Annotated in this window: 22 protein-coding genes; 13 read left to right on the top strand and 9 right to left on the bottom strand. The window is 65.5% G+C overall.

What is annotated here, in order from left to right; all coding sequences use genetic code 11:
* Window positions 1-36: 36 nt before the first annotated feature.
* The 6 genes from tpiA to GT748_RS11940 form a co-directional block, all read right to left on the bottom strand.
* Entirely contained in the window at window positions 37-804 is a 768-nt protein-coding gene (gene tpiA, locus GT748_RS11965; protein WP_073261065.1) for a triose-phosphate isomerase, read from the bottom strand.
* 140 nt (window positions 805-944) lie between these two features.
* A complete protein-coding gene (locus GT748_RS11960; protein ID WP_021660570.1) occupies window positions 945-2135 on the bottom strand; it encodes a phosphoglycerate kinase in 1191 nt (396 codons plus the stop codon).
* Window positions 2136-2312: 177 nt separating this feature from the next.
* On the bottom strand, window positions 2313-3182 hold the full coding sequence (locus tag GT748_RS11955; RefSeq protein ID WP_021660571.1) for a DegV family protein: 870 nt from the start codon (window positions 3180-3182) through the stop codon (window positions 2313-2315).
* 44 nt (window positions 3183-3226) lie between these two features.
* Window positions 3227-3733 (bottom strand): tRNA (cytidine(34)-2'-O)-methyltransferase, encoded by a 507-nt coding sequence (locus GT748_RS11950; RefSeq protein WP_021660572.1) that lies wholly within the window; start codon window positions 3731-3733, stop codon window positions 3227-3229.
* A 27-nt stretch (window positions 3734-3760) separates the two neighbouring features.
* On the bottom strand, window positions 3761-4324 hold the full coding sequence (locus GT748_RS11945; RefSeq protein WP_021660573.1) for an ECF transporter S component: 564 nt from the start codon (window positions 4322-4324) through the stop codon (window positions 3761-3763).
* A 55-nt stretch (window positions 4325-4379) separates the two neighbouring features.
* A complete protein-coding gene (locus GT748_RS11940) occupies window positions 4380-5246 on the bottom strand; it encodes a pyridoxamine kinase (protein ID WP_021660574.1) in 867 nt (288 codons plus the stop codon).
* A gap of 179 nt (window positions 5247-5425) precedes the next feature.
* Here GT748_RS11940 and GT748_RS11935 point away from each other — a divergent pair, with 179 nt between their 5' ends.
* Entirely contained in the window at window positions 5426-5605 is a 180-nt protein-coding gene (locus GT748_RS11935; RefSeq protein ID WP_044993048.1) for a hypothetical protein, read from the top strand.
* Window positions 5606-5691: 86 nt separating this feature from the next.
* Here GT748_RS11935 and GT748_RS11930 read toward each other — a convergent pair whose 3' ends face one another.
* Window positions 5692-6189 carry a DNA-deoxyinosine glycosylase gene (locus GT748_RS11930; protein WP_021660577.1) on the bottom strand — a complete coding sequence of 166 codons (498 nt, stop codon included), beginning with the start codon at window positions 6187-6189 and terminating at the stop codon, window positions 5692-5694.
* Between the two features lie 155 nt (window positions 6190-6344).
* On the opposite strand from GT748_RS11930, the gene GT748_RS11925 reads away from it, so the two are divergent.
* From GT748_RS11925 to GT748_RS11895, 7 genes are all read left to right on the top strand, one after another.
* On the top strand, window positions 6345-7103 hold the full coding sequence (locus GT748_RS11925) for an NAD-dependent protein deacylase (RefSeq protein WP_044993049.1): 759 nt from the start codon (window positions 6345-6347) through the stop codon (window positions 7101-7103).
* Window positions 7100-7309 (top strand): YwbE family protein, encoded by a 210-nt coding sequence (locus tag GT748_RS11920; protein ID WP_021660580.1) that lies wholly within the window; start codon window positions 7100-7102, stop codon window positions 7307-7309. The genes GT748_RS11925 and GT748_RS11920 overlap by 4 nt, the downstream gene beginning before the upstream one ends.
* The gene (locus GT748_RS11915; protein WP_021660581.1) at window positions 7302-7889 is read left to right on the top strand and encodes a hypothetical protein; all 588 of its coding nucleotides are present in this window, start codon (window positions 7302-7304) and stop codon (window positions 7887-7889) included. Before GT748_RS11920 ends, GT748_RS11915 begins: the two co-directional genes overlap by 8 nt.
* Window positions 7890-8047: 158 nt before the next feature.
* On the top strand, window positions 8048-8479 hold the full coding sequence (locus GT748_RS11910; protein ID WP_021660582.1) for a zinc-ribbon domain-containing protein: 432 nt from the start codon (window positions 8048-8050) through the stop codon (window positions 8477-8479).
* Between the two features lie 63 nt (window positions 8480-8542).
* Window positions 8543-9052 carry a CD225/dispanin family protein gene (locus GT748_RS11905; RefSeq protein ID WP_052537698.1) on the top strand — a complete coding sequence of 170 codons (510 nt, stop codon included), beginning with the start codon at window positions 8543-8545 and terminating at the stop codon, window positions 9050-9052.
* A 182-nt stretch (window positions 9053-9234) separates the two neighbouring features.
* Complete coding sequence (locus tag GT748_RS11900; RefSeq protein WP_044993050.1) at window positions 9235-9732, top strand: GNAT family N-acetyltransferase; 498 nt, start codon at window positions 9235-9237, stop codon at window positions 9730-9732.
* 34 nt (window positions 9733-9766) lie between these two features.
* Complete coding sequence (locus GT748_RS11895) at window positions 9767-11209, top strand: alanine/glycine:cation symporter family protein (RefSeq protein ID WP_021660585.1); 1443 nt, start codon at window positions 9767-9769, stop codon at window positions 11207-11209.
* 59 nt (window positions 11210-11268) lie between these two features.
* Here the strand turns inward: GT748_RS11895 and GT748_RS11890 are convergent, their stop codons facing one another.
* Window positions 11269-12642 (bottom strand): glutamate synthase-related protein, encoded by a 1374-nt coding sequence (locus tag GT748_RS11890; RefSeq protein ID WP_044993051.1) that lies wholly within the window; start codon window positions 12640-12642, stop codon window positions 11269-11271.
* A 231-nt stretch (window positions 12643-12873) separates the two neighbouring features.
* Here GT748_RS11890 and GT748_RS11885 point away from each other — a divergent pair, with 231 nt between their 5' ends.
* The 3 genes from GT748_RS11885 to GT748_RS11875 are packed head-to-tail and all read left to right on the top strand — an operon-like array spanning window position 12874 to window position 15630.
* Complete coding sequence (locus tag GT748_RS11885) at window positions 12874-13470, top strand: AAA family ATPase (RefSeq protein WP_021660587.1); 597 nt, start codon at window positions 12874-12876, stop codon at window positions 13468-13470.
* Window positions 13471-13500: 30 nt separating this feature from the next.
* Window positions 13501-14931, top strand: coding sequence for a glycoside hydrolase family 1 protein (locus GT748_RS11880; protein WP_021660588.1), 1431 nt, complete (start codon window positions 13501-13503; stop codon window positions 14929-14931).
* A gap of 45 nt (window positions 14932-14976) precedes the next feature.
* Window positions 14977-15630 (top strand): HAD family hydrolase, encoded by a 654-nt coding sequence (locus GT748_RS11875; RefSeq protein ID WP_052537699.1) that lies wholly within the window; start codon window positions 14977-14979, stop codon window positions 15628-15630.
* A 344-nt stretch (window positions 15631-15974) separates the two neighbouring features.
* Here GT748_RS11875 and GT748_RS11870 read toward each other — a convergent pair whose 3' ends face one another.
* Complete coding sequence (locus GT748_RS11870) at window positions 15975-16796, bottom strand: MerR family transcriptional regulator (protein WP_161213572.1); 822 nt, start codon at window positions 16794-16796, stop codon at window positions 15975-15977.
* Between the two features lie 107 nt (window positions 16797-16903).
* On the opposite strand from GT748_RS11870, the gene GT748_RS11865 reads away from it, so the two are divergent.
* Both GT748_RS11865 and GT748_RS11860 read left to right on the top strand, forming a co-directional pair.
* Window positions 16904-17830, top strand: coding sequence for a nucleoside hydrolase (locus GT748_RS11865; RefSeq protein WP_073261067.1), 927 nt, complete (start codon window positions 16904-16906; stop codon window positions 17828-17830).
* 54 nt (window positions 17831-17884) lie between these two features.
* Window positions 17885-18832 (top strand): nucleoside hydrolase, encoded by a 948-nt coding sequence (locus GT748_RS11860; protein ID WP_161213573.1) that lies wholly within the window; start codon window positions 17885-17887, stop codon window positions 18830-18832.
* Window positions 18833-18892 lie beyond the last annotated feature (60 nt).

Below are 18892 nucleotides of genomic sequence, written 5' to 3'. Positions count from 1 at the left end.
CCGCAATCCGCTCTTTGTTGCTTTCCCCGCAGGGATCTATTTGCTGGCGGCCTCCACGATCTGGCTGAAGGCGTCGGCCTTCAGGGAGGCGCCGCCGATCAGGCCGCCGTCCACGTCGGGCTGGGCCAACAGTTCAGCGGCGTTGCCGGCGTTCATCGAGCCGCCGTACTGCACCACCAGGTGGCTGGCGGCCTCTTCGCCGTAAAGCCCGGCCACAGTGGCGCGGATGACGGCGCAGACTTCACCGGCCTGCTCGGCAGTGGCGGTCTTGCCGGTGCCGATGGCCCAGACCGGCTCGTAGGCGATGATGATGGACCGCAGGCCCTCGGCGTCGATCCCCTGCAGGGCGACTTTGGTCTGCAGCGACACCACCTCGGCGGTGATGCCCTGCTCCCTTTGGGCCAGCAGCTCGCCCACGCAGACGATGGGCTTCAGCCCGGCGGCCAGGGCGGCCTTGGTGCGCAGGTTGACCGTCTCGTCGGTCTCGGCGAAGTACTGGCGGCGCTCGCTGTGGCCCAGCACCACGTACTCGACCCCCATCTCGGCGAGCATGTCTGCGGCGATTTCGCCGGTGAAGGCGCCGGACGTCTCAAAGTGGCAGTTCTGGGCGCCCACCTTGACGTTGGTGCCGGCGGTGGCGGCCAGGGCGGTCTCTAAATCGGTGAAGGGCACACAGACCACCACGCCGCAGCCGGCGTCTTTCACCAGGGGGCAGAGCTCCTCCAACAGGGCCTTGGCCTCGGCGCGGTTTTTGTTCATCTTCCAGTTCCCGGCAATGACCGGGGTGCGCAGGTTCTTATTCATACAGCAAATTCCTTTCTGGCGGTTTTCCTCTGAGAAAATGGCACGAAGGAAATCCCTCGTGCCATCTCTTCGCACAGCACAAGCCGGCCGGTTGGGCCGCGGTGCTCCCCCGCCGCAAGAGCGGCGGGATATTTGTCGATTTATTTGTCGTTGAGGCAGGTGATGCCCGGCAGCTCTTTGCCCTCCAGGAACTCGAGGGAGGCGCCGCCGCCGGTGGAGATGTGGCTCATCTTGTCGGCAAAGCCCAACTTGGTGACAGCCGCCACCGAGTCGCCGCCGCCGATGATGGAGATGGCGCCGCTGTCGGCCACGGCCTTGGCGATCTCCAGGGTGCCGTCGGCAAACTGGGCGAACTCAAACACGCCCATGGGCCCGTTCCAGATCACGGTGCCGGCGTCTTTCACGGCGTCGCAGAAGAGGGCGATGCTCTTGGGGCCGATGTCCATGCCCATCCAGCCGTCGGGGATGTTGTCGGAATCCACTAGCTTCTTGCCGCAGTCCTCGGCGAAGTGGTCGCCCACCTGGTTGTCGATGGGCAACAGGAACTTGACGCCCTTGGCCTCGGCTTTGGCCATCATCTCTTTGGCCAGCTCGACCTTGTCGTCCTCGCAGAGGGAGTCGCCGATGGTGAAGCCCTTGGCCTTGAAGAAGGTGTAGGCCATGCCGCCGCCCACGATCAGGGTGTCGACCTTTTCGAGGAGGTTGTTGATGACGCCGATCTTGTCGGAGACCTTGGCACCGCCCAGGATGGCGACCAGCGGGCGCTTGGGGCTCTCCAGAGCGCCGCCCATGAAGTTGATCTCCTTCTGGATCAGGTAGCCGCAGACGGCGGGCAGGTACTCGGCCACACCGGCGGTGGAGGCGTGGGCCCGGTGGGCCGCGCCGAAGGCGTCGTTGACGTAGACGTCGGCCAGAGAGGCCAGCTCTTTGGCGAAGGCGGGGTCGTTCTTCTTCTCCTCTTTGTGGTAGCGCACGTTTTCAAGCAGCATCACGTCGCCGTCTTTCAGCTCGGAAGCCAGCTTCTTGGCGTCGTCGCCGATGACGTCTTTGGCCATCTTGACCTCTTTGCCCAGCAGCTCGCTGAGGCGGGCGGCCACCGGGGCCAGGGAGAACTCGGGCTCCCAGCCCTCTTTGGGACGGCCCAGATGGGAGCAGAGGATCACCTTGGCGCCCTGGTCCACCAGGTATTTGATGGTGGGGAGAGCGGCGACGATCCGCTTGTCATTGGTGATGACGCCGTCTTTCAGGGGAACGTTGAAGTCGCAGCGGGCGAGAACCTTCTTGCCGGCTACATCGATGTCTTCGATGGTCTTTTTGTTCAGAGAGGTCATGTGTTTGCCACCCTTTCGTCTTTTCTTTTTTATTGTGAATAAAAAAACAAACTGAGGTACAGGGCCACCCGCCGGGACAGGCTGGTCCTTTTCTATTTTACACGATATCAGTGGGCTTTTCAAGGCGGTTTTCCCCTCGAAAGAGGGGCTTTTTTCGGGAATCCCGGAGGGCCGGGCTCACCGCTTTTTGGCGCCCTTGACCAGCACCCCCACCACCTTGGGCCCCGCGTTGATGGCGATGCTGGCCCCGGCCTTGTAGCGGCCGGAGCAGCCGTAGCGGAATTTCTTCTCCAACTGCTCGGTCAGTTCGTCCCCGGGGGCGTCCAACTCCCCGCTGATGACCACAAAGGGGCTGCGCTCGGCCATCCGCTTCTCGGCCCAGCGGCAGAGGCCGGGGATGACGTTGGCGTCCCCCCGCACCTTCTCCACGATGTTCATCTCCCCCTGGGAGATCTGGAGGATGGGCCGCAGCCCCAGCAGCTCGCCCACAAAGGCGGCCGCACAGCTGATGCGCCCCGACTTTTTGGCAAATTGGAGGGTGTAGACCGAAAAGTAGACCTCGGCGGTGTCAAACCAGTCCAGCAGGTAGTCCCGCACCGCGGCGTAGCCTACCCCTTTTTGCACCATCCGCGCCGCCTCGGTCACCGGGAAGCCGTAGCCCAGGGAGTAGGTCTTGGAGTCGATGACCTTGATTTTTATCTGCGGGGCGTCGGGCTCCTCTTTGAACATGGCCTTGGCCTGCAGGGCCGCCTGGTACATGTTCGAACCCTTGGAGTTGATGGTCACGTGGATCACGTGGGTGTACCCCTCCTGGGCGGCCCGCTCGTACTCCTCCAAAAACTGGTGGGCAGGGATGTGGCTGGTGGTGGGGATCTTGACGCAGCGGTTGAGCACGTCGTAGAACTCCTCCTTGGTGAAGTCCACCCCCTCCAAATACCCCATCCCGTCCACCTCGAGGGGGATGGGGAGGATGCGGATGCCCAGCTCCTCGGCAGTCTCCTGGGGGATGTCGCAAGCGGTGTCGGTGAGGATCAGCAGTTTTTCCATTTGGCACAACCTTTCGCAATCGGTTCTTGTGGTGGGGAGAGGGCCTAGCGGGCGTCCTCCCAGTTGTAGCGGGTCAGCTTTCCCTGCGAGTGCAGGGTGGGGTAGCCCCACTGGCGCAGGACTTCGTACACCCCGATGGCCACCGTGTTTGACAGGTTCAGGCTCCGCGCTGCCGCCAGCATCGGCAGCCGGACACAGGCGTCGGGGTGGGCGAAGAGCAGCTCTTCGGGCAGCCCGGCGTCCTCCCGGCCAAAGACCAGGTAGCAGCCGTCCGGGTAGGCAACGTCGCTGTGGACGGTCTGCCCCTTGGTGGTGAAGTAGTAAAAGGGGCCCTCGTTTTGGGCGGTGAAGTCCGCCCAGCCGTCGTAGTGGCGGATGTCCAGCAGATGCCAGTAGTCCAGCCCCGCCCGCTTGAGTTTTTTGTCGTCGATTTGAAAGCCCAGCGGCCCCACCAGGTGGAGCCGGGCGTTGGTCGCCGCGCAGGTGCGGGCGATGTTTCCGGTGTTTTGTGGGATCTGTGGTTCCACCAGCACGATGTTCAGCTCGGCCATGGCCGGCCCTCCTCTCCTCTCGGCAAATCAGTCGCCTGTCTTCCCCAGCCGCTCAAAGATGCCGGCCTTTTTGAGGATGGGTTCCAGCAGCGAGTAGAGCAGCAGCGAGACCACCACCGCGATGATCGCGTTGACCCCCGAGGTGAGGGCCTTGGTCCCCGCGGCCACCAGCACCGAGTCGAGCATCTTGCCCTGGAGCAGGGTCCCCATGAGGATGTTTTTGACGGTGTAGAGGACCACGTACAGCCCGGCGCCGACAACGGCCCCGGCGGCGCGGCTGCCCTTGCCGCCCCGCTTGGCGATGGCGCCGCAGGTGGCGCCCATGGCGAATTTCATCAAAAAGGTGATGGGCGATTCGGCGATGTAGGCCGGGTCGAACAGGTCGTAGACCGCCGAACCCAGGCCGGCCGAGAGGCCGCCCTTCAGGGGGCCGAGGATCATCCCCGACAGCAGGCACATCACGTTGCCCAGGTGGATCATGGTCTTGCCCAGCGGGGTGGGGATGTCGATGTGCAAAAAGGTGGCCACAAAGCACATGGCCCCCATCAGCCCCACCAGGGTCACGGTGTAGATCGAACTCTTGCGCTTCATTCTTACTCCTTCTTTTCGTGCAGAGATAGGGTCGGCCGCCCTGCGGCCGGGAATGCTAAAAGGGCTCGGCCCGAGAGGGGCCCAGCGGCTCCAGCAGCTTGGGGAGGGCGGCTTCCACCAGCACCCCGTGCCGGGGGTCGGTGCCCGCTGCGGCGGTGAGGGAGATGGCCTCCTCCACGAACTGGGTGGCCCGCTGGGCGGCCTCGGCCAGACTCTGCCCCGCCAGCAGCCCGCCGGTGAGCACGGCGGTGAAGATGTCGCCGGTGCCCGGGTAGGAGCCGGAGGCATACCGCCCGCGGATGCGGAAAAAAGTCTCCCCGTCAAAGAGCAGGTTGTAGCGGCCGCCGTCCATCTCGGCGCTGGTGATCACCGCTCGGCCCGCCCCCTGGGCGCAGAGGGTGCGCAGCCATTTCTTGGCGCTGAGGGGGGTGAAGCGAACCGGCCGGGTGAAGTCCATCCCCAGCAGCATGGCTGCCTCGGTGGCGTTGGGGGTGATCACGTCCCCCGCCCGGGCCAAACTCTTCATCTTGGCCCGCAGCGGCGGGGTGCAGGTGCGGTAGGGCTTTTGGTGGTCCCCCATCACCGGGTCCACCACCTTGAGCGCCTTGGGATAGGCCTCAAAAAAGGCCTTGCAGCACTCGATCTGGCGACTGTCCCCCAGAAAGCCCGAGTAGATGCAGTCAAAGTCCAGCCCCAGGGACTGGTAGTGGCGCAGGGCCGGCAGCAGGGAGTCGGTCAGGTCGGTGATGACCGGATCCCCCAGCCCCCCTGTATGGGTCGAGAGGATGGCGGTCGGCACCGGGCAGACCTGCACCCCCATCACCGAGAGCACCGGGGTGATGGCGGTCAGAGAACAGCGCCCAAACCCCGACAAATCGTGAATGGCCAGCACCCGCTTGGGCGGGGAAACCAGGTGTTCCATAGGGCGCCTCCTTCCTTTTATTCCAAAATTTTCCTGCCCCTGACGGGCGGCGAGACTCTTTCATACACAGCCAGTATATCACAAAAGGGGTGGGCAATACTAGTTGTATCTCGACCTCGGCCGGCTCTGCCGGCGCGGGGCCGCAGGTACAAATGAAGGAACGTGGGGAGGCATTTTCTATGAAACACAGCGGACACACCGCCCGCAACGTGGCCATCGGCATGGCGCTGGGCGCCGTGGCGGCCACCGTTGGCACCGAGCTGATGCACACCAACAAGCGGCAGCTGAAAAAAACAGCCAACCGCGCCATGAAGACCATGGGCAACGTGGTGGGGGAAATCTCCACCATGATGCGGTAGTTACACTGCCGAGGGACGGGCGAGAGAGGGCCGGGTGACATGTCACCCGGCCCTCTTTTTTGGCAAAATGGGAAAAACCGCGCCAGTCAGCGCCCCAGCGCCTCCCCCAGGGGGCGGTAGGCGGCGATCAGCCGTTCCAGGGTGAAGCGGGCGTTGGCGGGGCTGGTGGAGGGGAGGGGGATGTCCTCCACCCCGGTCTGGGGCAGACAGTGGCGCTGGTAGAGGGCGTGCGCCTTGGCCCCGGTGGTGAAGACGGTGCGCACCCGGGTCTTTTGGAGCAGCCCGGCGATGTCGTTGGCCCGGGGGCGGCGGATGGTGGCGTCCGCCGCTCCTTCTATCTCGCAGGCGGCCAGCACGTCCCAGAGGGCGATGTGCCGGCGCAGACAGAATTGCTCCTTCGCCGCGTTCCCCTCGGGCACGGGCTCCCCCAGCACCCCGGCCACCACCCGCCAAAAGCGGTTTTGGGGGTGGCCGTAGTAAAAGCCGTTTTCCCTCGATTTGGGCGAGGGGATGGTCCCCAGGATCAGCACCTCGCTCTCGGACGACCAGACCGGCAAAAAGGTGTGTTCCACCAACTGTCCCACAAAAAAGCCCTCCCTCTGCCGGGGCTGTCTATTCGCCCCGGCCCTTACATAGAAGTAGTATACCCCCCTTTCTGTCCCCGCGCAATCGGCAGGGGGCGATTGTGCAAACCGCCCCGCCGGGGTATAATGGGGAAAACGCCATGGGAGGGGATCGGATGAGCGAGCACAATGAGAGAGACGGGGTCGAGCGGCTGCGCCGCTGGGTCGACAGTTGCGACAACATCGTCTTTTTTGGGGGAGCGGGGGTTTCGACCGAGAGCGGCATCCCCGATTTTCGCAGCGAGGACGGCCTCTACCGCCAGCACTACGATTGGCCCCCTGAGACCATCCTCAGCGCCGGGTTCTTCGCCGCCCACCCGGAGGAGTTCTACCGCTTTTACCGGGAGAAGATGCTGGTCACCGGCGCCCAGCCCGGCCCGGCCCACCTGGCGCTGGCCGAGTTGGAGCGGCGGGGCAAGCTGCGGGCGGTGATCACCCAGAACATCGACGGGCTGCACCAGAAGGCCGGCAGCCGCCGGGTGTACGAGCTGCACGGCACCATCTACCAAAACCGCTGTCTCTCCTGCGGGGCCCTCTGCGGGCCGGAGGGACTGGGGAAGAGCGGCCTGCCCCGCTGCAGCTGCGGGGGCCTCATCAAACCGGAGGTGGTCCTCTACGGCGAGTCGCTGGACGGGGCGACCCTGCAGGGGGCGGTGGACGCCATCTCCCGCTGTGAGATGCTGATCGTGGGGGGCACCTCCCTGGCGGTCTACCCGGCGGCGGGGCTGCTGCAGTACTACCGGGGCCACCGGCTGGTGCTCATCAACAAGGGCCCCACCCCCCAGGACGGGCGGGCAGACCTGCTCCTGCGGGGCTCCATCGGCCCGATCCTCACCGAGGCCATCCGCCCCCTGGGCGGGGAGGCGGCCCTGTGAACGGGCAGCGCCGGGCGGACATCCGCATCGGGGCCCTGGTGGACATCGTCCTCAAAAGGGACCAGCGCACCGGCCGCCTGACCAGGGGACACGTCAAGCGGATATTGACGGGCAGCGCCACCCACCCCCACGGCATCAAGGTGATGCTGCGGGAGGGCGACCAGGTGGGTCGGGTACAGGCGATTTTGGAGGAGAGCGATGAATAAGCTGCAGGGGTTTTACAGGTTGCGCCAGGGCGGTCTGCCCGCCGTGCCCTGGCAGACCTTCGCCCCCGACACCCGGCTGGAGGAGGGCATCCTCTGGACGGTGCGCAGCGCCGTCGAGCGGGGGGACGACCAGAACCTGCCCCGGCTGGTGGGGGCCCCCGCCGCCGAGGCGGAGACCTTTGCCCAGGGGCTCTTGGGGGAGTTGGGCCCCGGCAGCCTGGTGGTCTACTACCCCTATTTCGTGGCGGAGAAGAGCGGGGTGATCGAGCTCTCCCCCTTTCGCACCGTCATCGAGGCGGTGCGGGGGGACCTCTGGAACCTGGCCACCGGGGGGGAGCACGACGAGACGGTGGTCATCACCGACGAGGACGTGGAGGTGATGGGGGACGAGGGCTTTCTCTCCCCCACCGAACTCGACGAGCTGGCCGATTGTGCCCTGCGGGCCCGCCGCCGCTTTCGGGGGGAGCTGGGTCGGGCCAGCGCCCTCTATCTGGAGTGGAGCTACGCCTGCAAGAGCGACCTGCAGAAGCGGCCCATCGGCCCGGCCCAGTTGGTCTTTTACGAGTTGCGGGCGGTCTGACCCCACCGCTTTGAGAAGGTATCTGTCAAATTTCTGACAAAGGTTTGTCGAAAGCGGGAATATTGTTGCGAAAAGGCCTTTCCTTGTGTATAATAAGGGTATTCTAAAGCGGGTTTGGCGGCGATCGCCCCCGCTTTGGGGAAAAGGAGGTCGATTTTTTGACTTGCCCGAACTGCGGCGTTGACAACGCCGAAAACAGCGCCTTCTGCAAGGCCTGCGGCGCCTCCCTCACCGGGGAGCAGCCCGCATCCCAGGCGGCGCACCAGAGCGAGGCGGTGCCCTCACCCTACCAGCCGCCGGTCTACTCGATGTACGCCCCCTACCTGCCGGCCCCCCGGCGGGAGTACACCTGGAAAGACATCTGCACCATTGTCGGGTTCATCAGCTCCATTGCGGGGCTGTTCACCTTCTGGGTGGTGCTCTGCCCCATGGGTCTGCTCACCAGCTGCCTGGGGTACCGGGGCAACCGCACCAGGGGCCTGGCCGTGGCGGGCATCATCATCTCGCTGCTGGCCATCGCCATCAAGATCGGCTTTATCCTCTACCACCTGGACGTTCTCCCCTCCTGGCTCACCGACGGAGCTCTGTAGGGAGATTGACTGTCAGACACCCGCCGCCAATGGGGCGGTGGCTTTTGAAAGGAGAAAATGCAGATGAAATGTAACAAATGCGGCAGTGAGCTGGAGAGCGGCGCCAAGTTCTGCGCCGTCTGCGGCGAACCGGTCCCCCAGGCCCCCGAGGGCGACGGCGCGGCCCAGCAGCCCTACCAGAGCGCCCCTCAGCCCGAGCCACAGCAGCAGCCCACCTACAACTACGGCGCCCCCCAGCAGGACGCGAGCTACAGCTACGGCGCGCCTCAGCCCCAGGCCTCCCCGGTCTACGCCAACGTTCCCCCGGTCAGCGGCACCGCCTACCTGGTGTGGTCCATCATCGTGACCATCTTCTGCTGCCTGCCCCTGGGCATCCCCGGCATCGTCTTCGCCTCGAAGATCGACAAGCTGGCCGCCATGGGCGACCTGGCCGGCGCGCAGGACGCAGCCAAAAAGTCGAAGATGTTCTCCATCATCGGCGGCATCGTGGGCGTGGTGGTGATCATCGTCTCGATCATCTTCTACGTGGCCGTCATCAGCGCTGCGGTCGGCGGCAGCTATTACTACTACTAAACACCCGGGGCCGTTGGGCCCCTCGGCAGGTGCCGCGGCGGGTTTCCGCCGCGGCATTTTTGCGCCCGTTTGTCCCTGAAAGGACGGGGGAGTTGCCAAAACGGCGCACTTTCGGGTATACTAACACGGTATGTTTTTGGGCCCGGCGGCCGGTTTTGCCGGGCGGAAAGGGAGTGTTTGCAGTGACAGGAGAGACTGCGCGGCTGCGGCTGCGCCCCCTGGCCGAGTCGGACGCCGACGCGGTGTTCTCTTTGACCAGTGATGCCGAGGTGGCCCGCTTTATGCGCTTTTCGCAGCAGCGGGAGCGGGGCGAGGCGGTCCAGCTCATCCGGGACTACCTCGCCTCGGGCGGCTGGTCCTTCGCCATCGAGCGAAAGGCGGACGGGCGGTTTGTGGGGGTCTACGCCGTCCGCCCCAGCGAGGGCGACCCCGCCCGCTGGGACATGAGCACCTTCACCGCCAAGGACTGCTGGAACCAGGGCTATTCCAGCGAGGTGCTGGGCGAGATCGTCCGCCTGGCGAGGGAGGCGCTGCCGGGGATCACCCTGGTGGGCCACGTGGTGGCCGAAAACCGGGGGTCGCGCCGGGTGCTTGAAAAAAACGGCTTCTCCCACACCGAGACCCTCCATTTCCCCGACATGGAGGGGGAGGGGCTCTGCATCTACCAGCTCGCCCTCTGAGTTCTGTCCAAACCATCTTGCAAAGGAGTTTTCTATGAGCGCCCTCTTCGCCTTTTTTGACGCCGTCTCCCAGGCCTTTCGCAGTTTTCTGGGGGCTGCCAACGACTTTTTGTACAGCTTCATCCTCATCTTTTTGCTGGTCATCGCCGGGCTCTACTTCACCTTTCGCACCCGGTTCGCCCAGTTTCGGCTGCTGCCCGACGCCATCCGCTCCATGACCGAGCGCCGGGAGAAGGGGACGGTCTCCTCCTTTCAGGCGCTGATGATCTCCACTGCCTCCCGGGTGGGCACCGGCAACATCGCCGGGGTGGCCACCGCCATCGCCATGGGGGGCGCGGGGGCCGTCTTCTGGATGTGGGTCATGGCCCTGGTGGGGGCCGCCTCCGCCTTTGCCGAGAGCACCCTCGCCCAGATCTACAAAGTGCGGCGGGACGGCGAGTACCGGGGCGGCCCGGCCTACTATATCCAAAAGGCCCTGGGCAGGCGCTGGCTGGGGGTCCTGTTTGCCGTCCTCCTCATCGCCTGCTTTGCCTTTGGCTTCAACGGGCTGCAATCCTACACCATCACCTCGGCTTTCGCCCCCTACTTCGGGGCATCGCTGGCCCCCTACGCACCGGCCATCATCGGCCTGGTGCTGGCGGCGGGCACCGCCCTGGTCATCTTCGGCGGCACCCAGCGCATCGGCTTCATCACCTCCTTCATCGTCCCGGTGATGGCCATCATCTACATGGCGCTGGGATTTGTCATCATCGGCCTGAACATCCAAAAGCTGCCCCAGGTCCTCTCCCTCATCCTCTCCCAGGCCTTTGACCTGCGGGCCATTGCCGGCGGGTTTGCCGGCTCGGCCATCGTCATCGGCATCAAGCGGGGGCTCTTCTCCAACGAGGCGGGGATGGGCAGCGCCCCCAATGCCGCCGCCACGGCGGAGGTCTCCCACCCGGTGAAACAGGGCACGGTGCAGGTCCTCAGCGTCTTTATCGACACCCTGCTCATCTGCACCACCACCGCCTTCATCCTCCTCTTCTCCGGGGTGCAGGGGTCGGAGAGCCTCAACGCCCTCCCCTTCGTACAGGCGGCAGTGGGCAGCCAGGTGGGGCAGTGGGGCGTCGGCTTCATCGCCTTTTCGGTGCTGGCCTTTGCCTTTAGCTCCATTGTGGGCAACTACTGCTATGCGGAGGGGAACCTCCTCTTCATCCGGGACAACAAAACCCTCCTCACCGCCTTTCGCTGGGTGGCGGTGGCCGCCGTCTTCTTCGGCGCCCAGGCCGACTTCGCCACCGTCTGGGACTTGGCCGACGTCCTCATGGGGCTGATGGCCATCGTCAACATCGTCTCCCTCTTCGCCCTGTCAAAGACCGTCTCCCTGGCCGAGCGGGACTACACCCGCCAGAAAAGGGAGGGAAGGGACCCGGTCTTTCGCCCCGCCCAGATCGGCATCACCGGCGCCGACTGCTGGGAGGATGGCACCCCACAATAACCTGCTTTGCAAAAAAAGAGAGGGGCCGCTCACCGCGAGCGGCCCCTCTCTTTTTGATTTTAGGCGTGGCGGATTCCTGCGTGGCGGGCGATCTCCTCGTCCAGGGTGCAGAGGTCGTCGACCGACAGCTCGTCCACCCGGCGGTGGCCGCAGATGCGGCAGAAGGTTTTGATCTCCTCGCAGCTGCCCCGCAAAAACCGCTCCACCCGCCGGGCGCCCTCCTCCCCATCCAGCCGCTTGCGGAGGACGGGGTCCTGGGTGGCGATCCCCATGGGGCAGCGGCCGCTGCCGCAGATGCGGTACTGGCGGCACCCCAGGGCCATCAGCGCCGAGGAGGCGATGGCCACCGCGTCGGCCCCCATGGCCAGGGCCTTGGCAAAGTCGGGGCCGGTCCGCAGCCCCCCGGTGATCACCAGCTCCATCTCCAGCCGGTGGCTGTCCAGGAACCGGCGGGCCCGGTGCAGGGCGTAGATGGTGGGCAGGCTGGTGCTGTCCCGCAGAAAGCGGGGGCTGGCGCCGGTGGCCCCGCCCCGGCCGTCAATGGTGATGAAATCCGCCCCCGATTGGGCGAGGAAGGCCAGGTCCTCCTCCAGGTGGCCGGCGGCGATCTTCACCCCGATGGGCCGCCCCTGCGAGCGGTCGCGCAGCTGGCTTACCAGGGCCCGCAGGTCGCCGGGGCTCTCGATGCCGGGGAAGCGGGAGGGGCTGTGGATATCCTCCCCCACGGGCTTGCCCCGCAGGGCGGCGATCTCGGTGGTCACCTTCTCCCCCGGTAGGTGGCCCCCCATCCCCGGCTTGGTCCCCTGGCCGATCTTGATTTCGATGGCGGCGGCCCGGCGCAGGTTCTCGTCGGTGGCGCTGTACCCGTTGGGGGGATACTCGTAGAGGTAGGTGGCGGCGGCCGCCTGCTCCTCGGGCAGGATGCCCCCCTCCCCCGAGCAGGCAGCGGTGCCGGCGGCAGTGGCCCCCTTGGCCAGGGCGACCTTGGCTTCCCGCGACAGAGCGCCGAAGGACATGTGGGAGATGTAGAGGGGCATGGAGAGGACCATCGGCTTTTGGGCGTGCCGCCCGATCACCGTCTCGGTCGCCACCGGCTCCTCGTCGAGCAGGGGCAGCCGCGCCAACTGCCCGCCCAGAAAGAGGATGTCCTCCCACCGGGGCAGGGGCAGGGTGGTGGCCATGGCCGCCGTCTCGCTCACCCCGGTGCGGGCCAGGCGGTCGATTTCCGCCAGGTGGGGATCGGCGTCGGGGCTCCCCGGCGCCTCCCCCTCCTCCTCGCCCGCCGGCGGGGGCGGGTCCTCCACCCGCTCAAACAGCGCCTTGGGGGCGGTGCAGCGGGGACAGCGCCACCCTTCCTCCAGCTGGGCAAAGGGGCGGCCCTCCTCCCCCTCGTCATAGATATATCCGCAGACGGAACACCGGTATTTGGCCATGGGGACATCCCTCCTTTTGTCCATTGTACCCCGCCCCCGCCCAAAGCGCCAGGGCGCCGGCCGCACCTTGTGGAGAAGGGCGAAAAGCACCCCCTCTTTTTGGGCAGAACGCGCTGATTGAGCGGTTGTCCCCTTTTTTTGCAAAGGCCGATTGCGCCCCGGCGTTTTTCCGTGCTATCATAGAACCGGTAAGACCCCATCGGAAAACAGGACAGGAGGAAATAGGCAGAAATGAGCACCCTCTACATTGTCGCCGGGCTGCCCGGAACCGGCAAGACCACCCTTTCCGAGTACCTGCAAGAGGAGCTGGGCGTCCCCCTCTTTTGCAAGGACAAGATGAAGGAGATCCTCTTTGACGTGGTGGGCTTTCAGTCCCCCCAGGGCAAGGAGCAGCTGGACCGCGCCAGCACCGAGATCCTCTACTATGACGCCCGCCGCTGCCTGAAGGCCGGGGGCGACGCCATGATCGAGAGCAACTTCAAGGCCTGCGACCTCCCCCACGTGGAGAAGCTGGCCGGCGAGTTCGGCTGCCGCTGCGTCACCCTCTACCTCACCGGCGACCTGCGGGTCATCTTTGACCGGCTCTGCGCCCGCAACCACGCCCCCGACCGCCACCCGGCCCACGCCATCGACGACCACTACCCCCTCCTCCCCGGCGAGAGCGACCCCGCCACCATCTTGGAGGACTGGGACGAGTTTGAAGCCATGGTGAAGAGCTGGGAGGTGGAGAAATTCCACCTGGGCCCGGTGGTCACGGTGGACACCACCGACTTTTCCAAAGTCGACTTCCCGTCCGTGCTGGCAGAGCTTCGGGCCTGCCTGCAATAACCGCACAGAGAAAAAGGAGGAACTAGACCAATGGCAATCAACTACCGACCCTTCCCCAAGGACTTCATGTGGGGGGCTTCCACCAGCGCCTACCAGGTGGAGGGTGCCGCCGAGGAAGACGGCAAGGCCCTCTCCCAGCAGGACGTCATCAACCGCCGCCCCGGCGTGGCCGACGCCTCCCTGGCCAGCGACCACTACCACCGCTTTAAGGAGGACGTGGCCCTGATGAAGGAGCTGGGGATGACCTCCTACCGCTTCTCCATCTCCTGGTCGCGGGTCTTCCCCCAAGGCAGTGGGGAACCCAACCCCAAAGGGGTGCAGTTTTACCACGACCTCATCGACGAACTGCTGGCAAACGGCATCACCCCCATCCCCACCCTCTACCACTACGATATGCCCCTGGCCCTGGTCGAAAAGTACGACGGCTGGATCAGCAGGGAGAGCGTGAAGGACTTTGCCCACTACGCCCGCTTCATCATCAACGAATTCAAGGACAAGGTCAAGTACTGGACCACCATCAACGAGCAGAGCATCATCGTTCAGTTCTGGACCCAGAAGTGCCTGATCCCCGAGAAGTACCTGGACGACCCCCAGATCCGCTACCAGATCAACCACCACCTCAACCTGGCCCACGCCACCGCCTGCAAGCTGGTGCACGAGCTGGTCCCCGGCGGCATGGTGGGCGCGGCCATCAACACCGCCCCCATCTACGCCCTGACCTCCAAGCCCGAGGACGCGCTGGGGATGCTCAACGCGGTGGACTTCCGCACCCTCTTCTACCTGGATGTCTACTTCAAGGGGGAGTACAGCAAGGCCTCCATGATCTACCTGGAGGAGCACAACATGGCCCCGGTGATCGAGGAGGGGGACCTGGACCTCTTTAAAGAGGGGTACTCCGACTTCCTGGCCTTCAACTACTATTCCAGCGACTGCGCCCGCAGCGCCGGCAACGCCACCGAGCGCACCGAGCAGGGGGTCAACTGGACCGGCAAGAAGGGGGAAATCGAGTCCTACGAGACCGAGCCCGACTTCTTCCAGATCGTCCGCAACCCCGCCTGCGACACCACCGATTGGGACTGGGCCATCGACCCCGTCGGCCTGGAGTTCATCCTCCGCGATATCTACGCCCGCTACGGCAAACCTCTGATGATCACCGAAAACGGGATGGGCGCCTACGACGCCCTCACCGACGACAAAAAGGTGCACGACAGCTACCGCATCGACTACCTGCGCGCCCACATCCAGGCCATTCAGCGGGCCATGCACTACGGCGTGGAGGTGCTGGCCTACAACCCCTGGTCGTTCATGGACCTGCTCTCCACCTCCAACGGCTACAAAAAGCGCTACGGCTTTGTCTATGTGGACCGGGACGAGGAGGGCGGCAGCTGCGAGCGCATCAAGAAGGACAGCTACTACTGGTACCAAAAGGTCATCGCCACCAACGGCGCCGACCTGGACTAAATGCCCCCGCCCCTGGCGGCGGGACCGAGAGAGGAGGGAACGGCTGTGTCCAAGCGCTGTGTCATCTGGGACTGGAACGGCACCCTCTTTGACGACCTGGACGTCTGTATCCGGGTGGAAAATGAGCTGTTGGCGGAGCGGGGGCTCCCCCCAATCCCCAGCCGGGAGGCCTACCTGCAGGTGTTCACCTTCCCGGTGCGGGACTACTACCAGCGGCTGGGATTCGACTTTTCCGCCGAACCCTACGAGGCGGTGGCGGCCGACTACATCCGCCGCTACGAGGCCGCCTGCCCCACCTGTGCCCTCTGCCCGGGGGCGGAGGAGGCGCTGGCCGCCTTAGAGGAGCGGGGGCTCTGCCAGGTGCTGATTTCCGCCTCCGGGCGGCGGAGTCTGGCCCACCAGATGGCCCCCTTCTCCATCGCCTTCCGCTTTTCGGCCATCCTCGGGGTGGAGCACGACCTGGCCCACGGCAAGCGCGGCCTGGCGGAGGGCTGGCTGGCCCGGAGCGACTTTTCGCCCGACCAGTTGGTGGCCGTGGGGGACACCCTTCACGACCTGGAGGTGGCCCGCGCTCTGGGCTGCGACTGCGTCCTGGTGGAGGGCGGCCACCAGAGTCCCGCGGCGCTGCGGGCCTCTGGAGCGCCGGTCATCCCCACCCTCGCCCAGCTGCCCGCCCTGATCGACAGTCTGGGGAAATAGCGGCCTTCTGTCAAAAAGGAAAGAGAGAGCCGGCGGTCCTTTGACCGCTGGCTCTCTCTTTGCGGCGTTTGCGCCCCCCTCTCCGGTTTTGCCGGGGGAGAGAAGTGGCCTTGGCACACGGTTTCATAGAGGGAAGGGGGCCGAGAGCGCAAAGGAAGGCAATTCGCTGGGATGGGGCGGCGTGAACCGCGCTCCCGTCTTGCCGGGCTGCCGGTGTCAGCGGGTTCAGCGCGCTCCCAAAACTTCGGTGCCCTTTGCGGTGCAGAGGCGGTACGAGCCCCTTTTCGGACTTGTGCCGGCCAGCCGTTTCACCGGCGACTCTGTTTTTTCAGACAAAAACCTCTTCACTCCACCCGGATTTCGATGCGGGTCAGATAGTGCTCGGGGTCCCTGGTCGAGTCCGCCGACAGCAGCCGCGACTCGTAGCTGCCGCTGGCGATTTGCAGCCCCTCTCGGGCGATGTAGGACAGCAGCAGGCCGTAGCTCTCCCAGGCCGAGTCGTAGTACCCCCGGTGGTGGATGATGGCCCAGCGGCCCGCCGGTTCCAGGTGCTCCTTCTCGTCGCCGGTGGGGGCGGGGTGCTCCATGGCGTAGTAGCTGGCGCTGAAATAGTCCCCCGCTGCCAGCCGCTCCCGCGAGACCCCGGCCCCCGACGAGTTGCCCTGCCCGTACTGGTGGGCCCGGCAGTAGCGGGAGAGGAGGGCGGCAGTCTGGGCGTAGCTGGCCGGGGTGATGGGGGCGGAAAAGGGCTCCAGCAGAAAATGGCGGGGTCCCCGCCGCTCCACCCAGGGGGAGAAGGGCGGGTGGCTCTGGGCCAGGAGGGCCAGCTGCCGCTTCCGCCGCACCGATTCCCGCAGATACTCCAGCCGCTCGATCTCCCGGTTCAGGTGGCGCTCCTCCTCTTCCAGCAGGGGGAGGAGACCGCCCTCCTCCCCCTCCAGCAGGCGGCTGCGGATCTCCGCCAGGGGGGTCCCCAGGTCCCGCATGGTGAGGATGGTCTCCAGCTCGTCGTACTGCAGGTGGGAGTAGTAGCGATAGCCGTTTTCGCCCACCACCTGGGGGGCGAAGATGCCCTCCCTGTCGTAGTAGATCAAAGTTTGGCGGGAGACCCCGCACATCTGGGCGAACTGGCTGACGGTAAAGAGGGAACGCCTGCTCTTTTCCATAAAATTTCTCTCTTTTCTTTGTGCAAAAAACACCTGAAAAATCGGTTGACTGTATAGTTCCTATATAGTTTATCATACATTCAGGAAAAGAAAAAGGAGGATGCTCGATGAAATCGATTCCCGCCGTTTTGCTGGTGGACACCGGGGTGGACGATGCCTTTGCCATCGCCCTGGCGGCCCGCAGCCCGCAGATCGACCTGCTGGGGCTGGTGGCCTCGTTTGGCAACAGCAAACTGGAAAATACCCTGCAAAACACCCTCTGGCTCACCCAGTTGCTGGGGGTGCAGGTGCCGGTCTGCAAGGGGTCGGCCCACGCCTTCTGCGAGCCCGACTGGGTGCCGGAAGAGGGGGTCGTCAACTGCCACGGCGACCGGGGGCTGGGCCCGGTGGTGGCCCCCGACACCCTTGCCGCCGCCCCCGCCGGCGAGGACGCGGTGGCCTTTTTGGCCGGTATTTTGGAGAGGAGTGAGGAGCCGGTGGCCCTCATCCCGGTGGGCCCCCTCACCGATGTGGCCCGCTTTGTGGTGGCCCGCCCCGACCTGCTCCCCAAGATCCGGGTGATCTCCCTCATGGGGGGCGCGGGCCGGGGCGGCAACGTCACCCCCTTTGTCGAGGCCAACATCTCCAGCGACCCGGAGGCGGCCGCCACCGTCTTCGGCTGCGGGGCGCCCATCGTCATGTGCGGCCTCGACTGCACCCGGGACTGCGTGGTCACCGCCGCCATGATCGAGGAGCTGCGCGCCGAGAGCGAAGGGGAACTGGCCCAGGTCCTCTGCGACAGCGGGGCCTTCTACCTCTCCATCGACGAGCTGCTCCACGACCCCCTGGCCGTGGCCTGCCTCATCGACGAGGGGGTGCTGCGGACGGAGGAGCACTACGTGGACATCTGCCTGACCCCCGGCGAGCACCGGGGCCAGACGGTGGTGGACTGGGAGGATCGGCTGGGCCGTCCCGCCAACGTGCAGGTGGGGGTCGCCGCCGACCCCCAGCGCTTTTGGCAGCTGGTCTCGGCCGCGGTCAAGGGCACCCTCTAGACAGGCGCACCACCTGTTTTGCGGCAAACAGCCGCCGGAAAGGAATGTGAAACAATGAAACCGATCCCCGTTATTTTGGATGTGGACACCGGGGTGGACGACGCCGTCGCCATCACCCTGGCCGCCCGCTGCCGTTCCATCAAACTGCTGGGGCTGGTGGCTTCCTTCGGCAACCGCCCCCTGCACTACACCCTGCGCAACACCCTCTGGCTCAAGGAGCTATTGGCCCTGGAGGTGCCGGTCTGCAAGGGGGCAGCCTCCCCTCTCTGCCAGCCCGATCACCCCGAGCCCGAGGACAGCGAGCACATCTTCCACGGCAAGGAGGGGATGGGGAACGCCGTTCCCCCGCCGTCCCTCGCCACCGCCCCCGACAGCGACGACCCGGTAGCCTTTCTGGCCGACTTGCTGGAAAAAAGCGAGGAGCCGGTGGCCCTGGTGCCGGTGGGCCCTCTCACCAACCTGGCCCGCCTGGTCACCGCCCGCCCCGACCTCATTCCCAAGATCCGGGTGATCTCCCTCATGGGGGGCGCGGCCAAGGGGGGGAACGTCACCCCCTATTCCGAGGTCAACATCTACAACGATCCCGAGGCGGCCGCCACCGTCTTTGCCTGCGGGGCCCCCATCATCATGTGCGGGTTGGATTGCACCAGGGACTGTTACCTCACCGACGGGGAGCGGGCGCAGCTGCGCCAAACCCACCGGGACCCCCTCTCCCAGATCCTCTGCGACGGGCTGGAGGGATACGCCGCCTCCAACGCCCGCTTCGGCGAGAACTGCGTCGTCCACGACGCCCTGGCGGTGGGCTGCCTGGCCTACCCCGAACTGCTGCACACCAGCCCCTACTATGTGGACATCTGCCTGACCCCCGGCGAGCACCGGGGCCAGACGGTGGTCGACTGGGAGGGCGCCACCGGCCGGGCGGCCAACGTCCAGGTGGGGCTGCGGGCCGACCGCGACCTCTTTGTCTGGCTGGTGCAAAAGAGTTTTGAAGGCGCCTTCTAGCGCCCTTCAAATATACGATCACCTCTTCCATATCAAGGGGGGCGGGGCCCAAGGGCCCCC

Source organism: Bittarella massiliensis (ex Durand et al. 2017), assembly GCF_009876955.1.
GTDB lineage: Bacteria > Bacillota > Clostridia > Oscillospirales > Ruminococcaceae > Bittarella > Bittarella massiliensis.
This window is presented reverse-complemented; position numbering and strand designations above follow the sequence as displayed.